The organism is Slackia isoflavoniconvertens (assembly GCF_003725955.1).
In the GTDB taxonomy this organism is placed as follows: domain Bacteria; phylum Actinomycetota; class Coriobacteriia; order Coriobacteriales; family Eggerthellaceae; genus Slackia; species Slackia isoflavoniconvertens.
Genome location: NZ_QIBZ01000029.1, coordinates 1 through 3,325 on the forward strand (window position 1 = coordinate 1; position 3,325 = coordinate 3,325).

2 rRNA genes are annotated in these 3,325 nt (G+C 64.4%); both read left to right on the forward strand.

The features are described 5' to 3' along the window. Window positions 1-151 precede the first annotated feature (151 nt). Window positions 152-3,109 (forward strand): 23S ribosomal RNA (locus DMP05_RS09545). 112 nt (window positions 3,110-3,221) lie between these two features. Next, a 5S ribosomal RNA gene (rrf, locus tag DMP05_RS09550) occupies window positions 3,222-3,325 on the forward strand; the annotation flags it as partial.

Here is a 3,325-nt window from a genome sequence, read left to right on the forward strand (position 1 = left end):
AGCAATTTACGCTGCATTCCCAAAGGAATCAGCGGGGAACGCTTGCGCATCTTCATGGCGGATGAAAGCAATTTCCTTATTTTATTCCATTGATACAGATACCATGTACCATCATGCTCCAGGCCTTCCGCCCCGGGGGATTCCCCCGAGGGCGCAAGGTACCATGGGCGCACGGCGGATGCCTTGGCATCGGAAGTCGACGAAGGGCGCGGCAAGCCGCGATAGGCCCGGGGGAGGCGCAAACGGCCGCAGATCCCGGGATTCCCGAATGGGGGAACCCAGCCGCCGTCATGGGCGGCTACCCGATTGGAGACCATCCTTTCGGGGGACAACCGGGGGAACTGAAACATCTAAGTACCCCGAGGAGGAGAAATCAACCGAGATCGCGCGAGTAGCGGCGAGCGAAAGCGCGCGAGCCCAAACCTGCGACGGCGCCAAGGCTGGGGCCGTTGCCTCGCAGGTGTTGCGGGACGCAGAGCCCGGGGCCCCCAGGCCCCGGCCGCAGTCAGAAAACCACGTTCGAGCGGAACGGCATGGGAAGGCCGGCCGCAGCGGGTGAGAGCCCCGTACGCGAAGGACGAGGACTGCGGTCTGCGATCCAGAGTAGGGCCGGGCACGTGAAACCCGGTCCGAAGCAGGGGGGACCACCCTCCAAGGCTGAACACTCTCCGATGACCGATAGCGAACCAGTACCGCGAGGGAAAGGTGAAAAGCACCCCGAGAGGGGAGTGAAACAGCGCCTGAAACCGTGCGCCCCCAAGCAGCGGGAGCCGTTCCGACGACGGTGACCGCGTGCCTTTTGTAGAATGAGCCTGCGAGTCGCGGCATGCGGCGAGGTTAAGGGACACCGAGCCGCAGCGAAAGCGAGCCTGAACAGGGCGATTTGAGTCGCATGCCGCGGACGCGAAGCCGGGTGAGCTATCCATGGGCAGGGTGAAGCGGGGGTAAGACCCCGTGGAGGCCCGAACCCACTTCGGTTGAAAACGGAGGGGATGACCCGCGGATAGGGGTGAAAGGCCTATCAAACCCGGAGATATCTCGTTCTCCCCGAAACAGCTTTAGGGCTGGCCCCGGGCATTGACCATCGGAGGTAGAGCACTGGACCGGCGAGGGGGCCTCACCGCCTACCGACCCAGACCAAACTCCGAATGCCGATGGTTCCGACCCCGGGAGTCAGAGCGCGTGGGCTAAGCTGCGCGCTCGAGAGGGAAACAGCCCAGACCGCCCGCCAAGGCCCCAAAGGCCGTGCTAAGTGGCAAAGGATGTGCGCCCGCCCAGACAACCAGGATGTTGGCTTAGAAGCAGCCATGCATTCAAAGAGTGCGTAACAGCTCACTGGTCGAGTGGGGGCGCGCCGACAATGCGCGGGGCTCAAGCACGGCGCCGAAGCGGCGGAATCGATCAATTCGATTGGTAGGGGAGCTTTCCATGCCGGGCGAAGCCGGAGGCGCGAGCCCCGGTGGACGGCATGGAAGTGAGGATGCAGGCATGAGTAGCGAGAGAGCGGCGAGAAACCGCTCCGCCGAAAACCCAAGGTTTCCTGGGCGAGGCTAATCCCCCCAGGGTCAGCCGGGAGCTAAGGCGAGGCCGAGAGGCGCAGCCGATGCACGACGGGCAGACATTCCCGTGCCGGCGCGGGCGCGCTACGACCGATGGGACGACGGGGAAGGATACGCGAGCGGGGTTCTGGACGTCCCCGTGAAAGCGCGTAGGGAGGGGCCCAGGGAAATCCGGTCCCCGCATATCCCGAGACGCGAGACGAGCCCCATGGCGAAGTCGCGGATTCCATGCCTCCTAGAAAAATCCCTAGGCAGCGCCCACGCCGCCCGTACCAAAACCGACACAGGTGGGTAGGAAGAGCATTCCGAGGCGATCGGGGCAACCATGGTCAAGGAACTCGGCATAATCGTCCCGTAACTTAGGGAGAAGGGACGCCCCCCAGCGTGTACCGGCTCGCCCGGGAAGCGCCGGGGGGCCGCAGCGAAAGGGCCCAAGCGACTGTTTACCAAAAACACAGGACTCTGCCAAGCCGCGAGGCGAAGTATAGGGTCTGACGCCTGCCCGGTGCCGGAAGGTCACGGGGATCCGTTAGCCTTTGGCGAAGCGGTGAACCCAAGCCCCGGTAAACGGCGGCCGTAACTATAACGGTCCTAAGGTAGCGAAATTCCTTGTCGGGTAAGTTCCGACCTGCACGAACGGCGCAACGACTTGGGCGCTGTCTCGACCATGGGCCCGGCGAAATTGCATTATCCGTGAAGATGCGGATTCCCCGCGGAAGGACGGAAAGACCCCGTGAACCTTTACTGCAGCTTGGCATTGGCCGCAGGCGCGGCGCGTAGAGGATAGGCAGGAGGCTGCGAAGCCCGGGCGCCAGCCCGGGCGGAGCCGACCTTGGAATACTGCCCCCGTCGCGTCGGCGGCCTAACCCGGGGACGGCCCGGGGACCGTGCCAGGCGGGCAGTTTGACTGGGGCGGTCGCCTCCCAAAGAGTAACGGAGGCGCGCGCAAGGTCCGCTCAGGACGGTCGGCAACCGTCCGAAGAGCGCAAGAGCACAAGCGGGCCTGACTGCGAGGCAGACAAGCCGAGCAGGGACGAAAGTCGGCTCTAGTGATCCGGCGGCCCCGAGTGGAAGGGCCGTCGCTCAACGGATAAAAGGTACTCCGGGGATAACAGGCTGATCTTGCCCAAGAGTCCACATCGACGGCAAGGTTTGGCACCTCGATGTCGGCTCATCGCATCCTGGGGCTGGAGTCGGTCCCAAGGGTACGGCTGTTCGCCGTTTAAAGCGGTACGCGAGCTGGGTTCAGAACGTCGTGAGACAGTTCGGTCCCTATCCTCCGCGGGCGCAGGAGAATTGAGGAGGGCTGCCCCTAGTACGAGAGGACCGGGGCGGACGGGCCTCTGGTGTCCCGGTTGTCGACCAACGGCACGGCCGGCTAGCCACGCCCGGAACGGATAACCGCTGAAGGCATCTAAGCGGGAAGCCGTCTCCGAGATGAGTTCTCCCTTCGGTAAGCCCCCATGTAGAACACGTGGTCGATAGGCCGCAGCTGCAAGCGCCGCGAGGCGTTCAGGCGAGCGGTACTAATAGGGCGAGCCCTTGCACCCATCCTCACCTCGAGGAAGGGCGGGGCCTGGAACGGATGGATCCTTCGCTTCGGTCGCCATGCGGCCCCCAGGGTCGCCCCGGTACCGGCATGCGGGCGAGAGCGCCCTGCATGAGCGCGACCACAGAGGCGGGGATCACCCGATCCCATTCCGAACTCGGCAGTTAAGCCCGCCTTCGCCGAAAGTACTGCAGCGCCAGGCTGCGGGAGGACAGGG